The following is a 7491-nucleotide window of genomic DNA, read 5'->3' on the forward strand; positions in this document are numbered from 1 at the left end:
TAATGCGGCAGCTCAGCAGCAAAGCAGTCACCGGCTAATGCACTACAACGCCATCCTCTAATAAATCAACCAGCTCAGAAGAGGGCTGGAAGCCTGAGACGCTTTGCTGCAAAAGAGAGCGGGCCCGCTGACTGTCACCACTGCACAGCACTTGTTCCAGCTCTGTCAGCAATTCCTGAAGGCGGGCAGCAGGCACAATTTCTTCATGCGCCCGCATAATTTTAGGGTGCTCTGTGCCAACAACATCCTCACCGATCAAAAGCTCTTCATATAGCTTCTCACCCGGCCTCAGGCCCGAGTATTTGATTTCAATATCCCCCGCAGGAGAGTCCTCACTCCTCAGCGTACGGCCGGTCAGATGAATCATCTTGAGTGCAAGGTCGCTGATACGCACCGGCTCCCCCATATTCAGTACGAAGACATCCCCACCCTGCCCCATAGAACCCGCCTGGACAACCAGCGATGCAGCTTCAGGGATTGTCATAAAAAAGCGCGTGATATCCGGGTGAGTCACCGTAACAGGACCGCCTTCCTGAATCTGGCGGCGAAACAGAGGCACTACCGAACCAGATGAACCTAAAACGTTACCAAACCGAACCATCGAAAAAATGGTCTTGTCACTTTTCAGCGCCAGATCCTGCAGCACAATCTCCGCAAGTCTCTTCGTTGCACCCATTACATTTGTCGGCCTGACGGCCTTATCAGTAGACACCAGAACGAAGCGTTCAACATTATAGCGGGCGGCCAGGTCCGCTACGATACGGGTGCCAAACACATTATTCTGAACACCCTGAAGTACATTATGCTCCACTATAGGGACATGCTTATAAGCAGCGGCATGATAAATCGTCTGAACCTTAAACCGTTGCAGAACAGCCTCAACACGTAGCTCATCACAGACGCTGCCAAGCAGCGGAATCACGGCAATATCAGTGCCTCGCTCTTTCTGCATCTGTGCTAAAGACTGTTCAATCTGATACAGGGCGTATTCACTTTGCTCAAACAGTATCAGTAACGAGGGTGATGCAAGCATCACCTGCCGGCATAGTTCTGAGCCGATGGAACCGCCGGCACCGGTGATCATAACCACCTTAGCGCCCACACTGATCTGCTGCAGTTCTTTCCTCGGCGGGACAGGATCACGCCCAAGCAGATCCTCTAGGTCAATCTCACGCAGTTGCTCAACCGACGCCGTGCCCGATACAATTTCCGGCATTGACGGGACCGTTCTGACATGTACCGGCAGCGGCTCCAGACTTTCAAGAATCTCTTTTTTACGCCTGCTGGCTATACCAGGCAACGCCAGCAACACAGACGTCACACTATGGCCGGAAATCAACTCCGGCAGCTGCTCCGGCGCATAGACTTTCAGCCCTTTAACCGTACCTTTCTGCAGGGCAGTATCGTCATCAATAAACCCCACCGGATAGATTTCCCGCCCTCCAACCAAGGCACTGGCCAGCTGTACGCCTGCACCACCGGCGCCATAGATCAATACAGCTTCTTTATCGACATAATGCTTCAGCAGCCACTGGTAGTAGTACTTAACCGCCAGGCGGCTGCCGCCAACGAAGACAAATGCCGTCAGAGCAAAAACAGCAGGCACAGAGCGCGGCAGATAAGGCCAGTTAAGTAAAAATGCAGCGGCCCAGATCATCAGTGCCAGTAACAGTATGGCCTTACCCAGGGCCAGTATATCGGTCGCCCCCATATAGCGTACGACGATCCGATATAGGCCAAGCAACCTGAAATAGAGCACTCCTACAACAGAAACAAGTACAAACGCCCAAATCGCTCCGGACATATAATAGCCAGACCACCATTCAGACAGCCTGAGCGCATAGCTCGCCCAAAGCGCCAGAGGGAGAGCCAGCGCATCGACAGCCATCATCAGCAGCCGTTTGTGCGCACGCGGGAGGGACATGATTTTTTGAGAAAGCGATTCAGCAGAAGCGGGACGAGAATCCATATAGACACTTAATAAGAAGACAGGTAAACCTGAAGAAGTCCTTGAAATACTAAAGTAAGCTACTCTGCAGCAGAGCCTGATCCTTATACCGTCCTTAGCCAGATCAAAGCGTGGCATTATACACCATCTCCCGGAGATTAAGCACCCTGCCCGAAAGGCTCGGTATCGCAGTATATAGCCTTAGCACAGAACTCGCCCCTTGATCGCTCCCCCCTGAAATTCACCTTCAATTACCATCAACAATTCGGCGCTAAACACGTAAAGTATCCGCAATCGCCTTCAAGGAAGCAAAGACCACGACCATTCTCGCAACAGGCGGCGCCGGATATATCGGCAGCCATACCGTTTTACTGCTGCACAATGCAGGCTACGAAGCCGTTATCTACGATAACCTCTGCAACAGTCATCCGGAGGTGATTAACCGCATGGAAGAGCTTTCCGGCAAGCGCCCCGCGTTTATCCAGGGCGATATCCGCGAAGCCGAAACACTGGAAACGGCCTTTCAGCAATACGATATCGATGCCGTAATTCACTTTGCTGGCCTGAAAGCGGTCGGAGAGTCTGTTGAGAAATCGATCCTTTGCTACCACAACAACGTTGAGGGATCTATCAACATGTTCAAAGCAATGAGCACATACAACTGCAAGCGCATCGTCTTCAGCTCGTCCGCCACCGTTTATAGCGACCCGGCCTCAGTACCGATTCGTGAAGATTTCCCGCTATCAGCCACAAATCCCTACGGCCGCAGCAAACTGATGATCGAAGATCATCCTGCGCGACTTGTAGGTATCAGACAACAGCTGCCAGAGCGCCATCCTGCGCTACTTCAATCCGATTGAGGCAGGTCGTATTGGTGAAGATCCGAATGGCATTCCCAACAACCTGATGCCGTTTGTAGTATAGGGCGCCGTCGGTAAACTAGCAGAACTGAAAGTTTTCGGTGACGATTACAACACGTCCGATGACACTGGCTGAGACGATCATCGGCCTGTTCAAGACAGAGGTAATCCACCATCGTGGCCCTTGGAAAGGACTCGAAGCCGTGGAATACGCGACGTTGGAATGGGTAGATTGGTTCAATAATCGCCGATTACTTGAACCGATTGGAAATGTACCGCCAGTGGAGCTGGAAATGGCATACTATCGTCAGTTGGAAGAGTCAGGTGAAGCAGCCTGACTCAAACAAAATAGTCTCCGGAAAATCCGGGGCGGCTCAATCGATACCCACAATGCTAATCTTGTTCATGATGGGCCCCTGTCTAGTAATGCTGACCACACTTAATTGTGGCACTTAGGTGGGTGGGGCCATCTCATTTCCCACGCGCTGTCCACATTGTCAGGCCCCGGCACTGAAGCCGTGGGGATCCAGTCATGGTTTACCGCGCTATCGCTGCAAACACTGTGCCCGCACCAGCAACCCGCTGACCGGTACGCCGCTGGCGCGACTGCGTAAACGCGAGTGCTGGATGCCGTATGCGCAAGCCCTGCTACAGGGGGAAACGGTGCACTCGGCGGCTCGGCACTGCGACGTCAGCAAGAACACCGCGCTCCTGTGGCAGCATCGCTTTCTGGCCTGTATCAGCCAGCATCAGGCCACACACGAAGCGGGGATTGTGGACGCGGATGAAACGTTCTTTCTGAAATCCTTTAAAGACCAGCGCCAGCTGCCACGCACTGCGCGCAAACGCGGTGGTGTCGGGCGAACGCGCGGCTACAGCCCCGATCACATTCCAGTGCTGGTGGTACGGGACCTCCACCGTGCCAAGGCGGATTTATTCTGGACAAGATTGACGCTACACGGATCAAAGCTGTACTCCAGCCCTTGCTGGACCCGGAAGCCGTACTGTGCACCGATGGTGTGTCCATCTACAGCGCCTTTGCACGCGAGACAGGTATTCGCCATGAGGCAATACGCAGTCAAGGCCCGCAGGTGCGCGCAATGCTGTTCGGTTAAGGCTTGCCAGCGACTTTAAGCCAACACAAAATCCGGTATTCCCTATGGATCCCGGATTTTTTTGTGCCTATTCAACAGATGTTACTTGGCTTTGACGACCTTCATTCCTTTGCTGATCTCGATACCTTTTCACAGAATATTCCTGTCGAATGGGTAGAGTCTGCACTCCAACTCACCGCTAAGGCTTCGATCCGACGCCGACGATTACCACCGGAACAGGTGCTGTGGCTGGTAGTGGGTATGGCGATGTTCCGACATGAGCCCATTGGCGAAGTCGTGCGTCGCCTGAATATATGTGCCGATGGCTTGGCCAATGAAGCATTGCTGGCACGTAGTGGCTTATCCGAAGCACGACAGCGACTAGGGGATCAGTCTCTGGAGTGGTTGTTTAAACGTACGGGACAGCATTGGGGGGCTGAACGATATCCACAGGACGACTGGCATGGTTTGCAAGTCTTTGCGGTGGATGGGGCTCTGTTCCGAACGCCTGATACTCCCGAGCTGCGCGAGCACTTTGGCTCAGGTAACACCTCCAGCCAGCGTCAGACCGCGTTTCCAATGATGCGGCTAGTTGCGCTCATGAATGTGCGCTCCCATGTCATCCTGAACGCACAACTGAGCCCATACCGACGCAGTGAAATGCGACTGGCTGAGACCTTCACCGCTCAAATACCGGATCACTCCGTCACCCTGTTTGATAAAGGCTTTTGGGGAGCGGATTTACTCCTGACCATCAATCGAACCGGGGATCAGCGACACTGGCTAATACCGGAACGCAGAGGCCTGGTCTATGAAGAGGTTGAAGCTTATAGCGAGCATGACCGTTTATTGCGTATGAAAGTGTCAGCTCAAGCGCGTAAGCGTAATCCGGAGTTACCGGAAACCTGGAATGTACGCGCTGTATCCTATGAAGTGAATGGCAAGCTGAAGACCGTCTTTACCTCCTTACCTGCCAAGCAGTTCAGTACGGCGCAGGTCGCGGCCCTTTATCAGGAGCGGTGGGAAATAGAGCTTGGGTTCCGAGACATCAAAAGCTCGATGCAACACAATGCCATCACCCTGCGGAGTAAGAAAGTTGAGCTGATTTATCAGGAGGTGTGGGGCATGTTGCTGGCGTACAACGTGATCCGCCGCGAAGCCAGTCAGGCGGCCGTGAGTTACGGGCGCAGCCCCTGCGACATACGTTTTAAGCCAGCCTGTCAGTTTATCGCGGCGCAACTGATTGTTATGGCGGCGGCTCAGCCAGCATCAAGAACAGGCGCCCGATTGTCAGAATTACGAGCGGGTGTGGCAAGCCTATTTCTGGATGACCGTCCTCGGCAGTCAACACCGAGGACGGTAAAGATATCAAAGACTCGCTATCCCGTAGATCGCAAAGCTGCTCCGCTTAAGTGAACAGCATTGCGCAGGTGCGAGGGGCCTTTCATATCCAGAATGTGAATGCATACGACAGTCGCCTGAAAGGCTGGATGAAGCGCTTCCATGGGGTTTCGACCAAATACCTGAAGCACTATCTCGGCTGGCGGCGGCTTCTGGAGCACTACCGGACCGGGCTGACAACCCTGCTCTGTTTGCTGGAAGCGCTGGGCCGCCTGCCGCAACGGTTAACTCAGACATAGCTATAAGAATGGCTGAACGACCTACCATAATCGAGTTCTAATTATGATCGTGTCCTGAATGAAGGCCGATCAGTCCACTCTGTGGCCGCCGATTTCGGTATCAGTGCACGTGCCGACTATAGGTGGTTGGTCCGCTTCAGAGAACACGGATATGCAGGACTGCATTCAACGTCCAGTCGCCCCCATAGCAGCCCTTACCAATTGCCTGATAGCTGGATCGTATGCATCCGACTCTATCGCCAGACCTTCAAGTGGTGCGCTAGAAAGATCGCGGAAAATGAGATGGACCCACCCACCTAAGTGCCACAATTAAGTGTGGTCAGCATTACTAAACAGGGGGCCGTCATGAACAACATCAGCATTGTGGGTATCGATCTCACCAAGTCCACGTTCCAATTACATGGGATTGATGCTCAGGGGCAGACACGGTTAACGAAGAAAGTCAGCCGTGCCCAGCTACTGAAGCAATCAAGCAAGATACCGCCTTGTAAGATCGCAATGGAGGCGTGCTGCGGCGCCTATTTCTCGGCCCGTGCGATCCAGTCCCTGGGACATCAGGTTCAACTGATCCCACCACAACAGTTAAAGCCTTTTGTTCAGAGACACAAGAATGATGCCCGCGATGCACAGGGGATCGCCGAAGCCGCCGCGAGGCCAAAAACTTCGTCGATCGCGATCAAATCTGAAGCCCAGCTCGATATCCAGGCACTGCACTGTATTCGTGAGCGGTTAATCAGGGAACGGACCGCCGTTGCGAATGAGCTTCGGTGCATACTGGCAGAGCGCCGTTTTGTCATGGCCACCGGCATCAAGGCCTTGCGGCAGGAAGTCGCAAGGCTCATAGCGCAGTCAGAGGCCCTGATTCCGATCATTCAGCGGCTTGTCCGGGATCTGCTCAGTCAGTGGCAGCAACGCGATGAAGCGGTACAGCACTACGATGAGCAGCTCAGGCTGGTTGCTAGGCAGGACGAGGCCTGTCAGCAACTGCAGAGCATCCCTGGTATCGGCATTATCAATGCCACGCTGTTACGCTGCCATGCCGGGAACGGTGCCCAGTATAAAACGGGACGGCAGTTCAGCGCCTCGCTGGGACTGGTGCCACGCCAGCATTCCAGCGGTGATACGCCGCGCCTGATGGGGATCAGTAAACGCGGGAACCGAACGGTACGTAAACAGTTAGTGCACGGTGCCCGCGCAGCCTACAGGCAGTTTATGAGACAACCACCAAACAGCCGGCTGGTGGCCTGAGTACAGCGGCTTGCCAGCCGGATGCATCCCAATAAAGTTATAGTGGCCCTGGCCAATAAGCTGGCGCGGATCGCCTGGGTCATCCTGACCCGGCAGGAGGCGTACCGCGCCTGAGTTACCGACCTTAAATTTGCGCAGGCAGTCCTTATGTCACGACAGATAAGATCGACTCTCTTCAGCCAGAGAGAGCGTTAGGCCCATAAGAGGCCGTGTGGGAGAACTGGCGAGAGAGGCACATCACATAATGGTAGGGCCCCGTACAGGCCCATTATCAAAGCCGGATATAAGCGTGCATCTTACAGTTTTGTCGACAGAGGATTACTTGGCAAATCGGGTGGGTCCATATAAACGCTCTCAGTCGCTTATTCGACGGTCACGGCTGTTTTGCGCCGTCTTAAGCTGAATAAGGCCCGGCATATCGAGCCCCAGGTACCGGTGCAACGCTATGAGCATGCGGCACCAGGCGACATGTTACATATGGATATCAAGAAGTTACCCAAATTTGATCGGCCGGGACATCGCGTCACGGGCAACCGTAAGATCCACTCGAAAGGCGCCCGGTATGAGTGCGTACATATCTGTATTGATGACCATAGTCGCTGGGCCTACGCCGAGGTCCTGCCGGATGAGAAAAAGGAAACCACGAGCAATTTCCTGCAACGAGCACTTGCAGCCTATGCAGTGATTGGTGTCAGCGTGAG

5 protein-coding genes and 4 pseudogenes are annotated in these 7491 nt (G+C 53.9%); 8 read left to right on the forward strand and 1 reads right to left on the reverse strand.

The features are described from left to right. Positions 1-34: 34 nt before the first annotated feature. On the reverse strand, positions 35-1804 hold the full coding sequence (locus tag Q354_RS26495) for a polysaccharide biosynthesis protein (protein ID WP_245601092.1): 1770 nt from the start codon (positions 1802-1804) through the stop codon (positions 35-37). 518 nt (positions 1805-2322) lie between these two features. Here Q354_RS26495 and Q354_RS28030 point away from each other — a divergent pair. The 8 genes and pseudogenes from Q354_RS28030 to Q354_RS26520 form a co-directional block, all read left to right on the forward strand. After that, positions 2323-2808: a GDP-mannose 4,6-dehydratase gene (locus Q354_RS28030; protein ID WP_245601096.1), complete on the forward strand. Its 486-nt coding sequence runs from the start codon at positions 2323-2325 to the stop codon at positions 2806-2808. Between the two features lie 128 nt (positions 2809-2936). After that, a pseudogene (locus tag Q354_RS26505) lies at positions 2937-3146 on the forward strand (IS3 family transposase); the annotation flags it as partial. 145 nt (positions 3147-3291) lie between these two features. Further along, positions 3292-3905, forward strand: a pseudogene (locus Q354_RS28775) (IS1595 family transposase); the annotation flags it as partial. A gap of 96 nt (positions 3906-4001) precedes the next feature. Continuing rightward, a complete protein-coding gene (locus Q354_RS0119180) occupies positions 4002-5318 on the forward strand; it encodes an IS4 family transposase (protein ID WP_027859022.1) in 1317 nt (438 codons plus the stop codon). 11 nt (positions 5319-5329) lie between these two features. Beyond that, positions 5330-5542 (forward strand): annotated as a pseudogene (locus Q354_RS26510) (IS1595 family transposase); the annotation flags it as partial. 54 nt (positions 5543-5596) lie between these two features. Next, complete coding sequence (locus Q354_RS29040; protein WP_084332673.1) at positions 5597-5842, forward strand: leucine zipper domain-containing protein; 246 nt, start codon at positions 5597-5599, stop codon at positions 5840-5842. A 45-nt stretch (positions 5843-5887) separates the two neighbouring features. Next, complete coding sequence (locus Q354_RS26515) at positions 5888-6790, forward strand: IS110 family RNA-guided transposase (RefSeq protein ID WP_051560360.1); 903 nt, start codon at positions 5888-5890, stop codon at positions 6788-6790. Between the two features lie 384 nt (positions 6791-7174). Further along, positions 7175-7491, forward strand: a pseudogene (locus Q354_RS26520) (DDE-type integrase/transposase/recombinase); the annotation flags it as partial.

This window comes from Marinobacterium jannaschii DSM 6295, from assembly GCF_000620085.1.
In the GTDB taxonomy this organism is placed as follows: Bacteria; Pseudomonadota; Gammaproteobacteria; order Pseudomonadales; family Balneatricaceae; genus Pontibacterium; species Pontibacterium jannaschii.

Bases quoted from the DNA above. Each gene is read 5' to 3' on its own strand.
- Q354_RS0119180 (WP_027859022.1), top strand. From the start codon at position 4,002: ATGTTACTTGGCTTTGACGACCTTCATTCCTTTGCTGATCTCGATACC.
- Q354_RS26515 (WP_051560360.1), top strand. From the start codon at position 5,888: ATGAACAACATCAGCATTGTGGGTATCGATCTCACCAAGTCCACGTTC.
- Q354_RS26495 (WP_245601092.1), bottom strand. From the start codon at position 1,804: ATGTCCGGAGCGATTTGGGCGTTTGTACTTGTTTCTGTTGTAGGAGTG.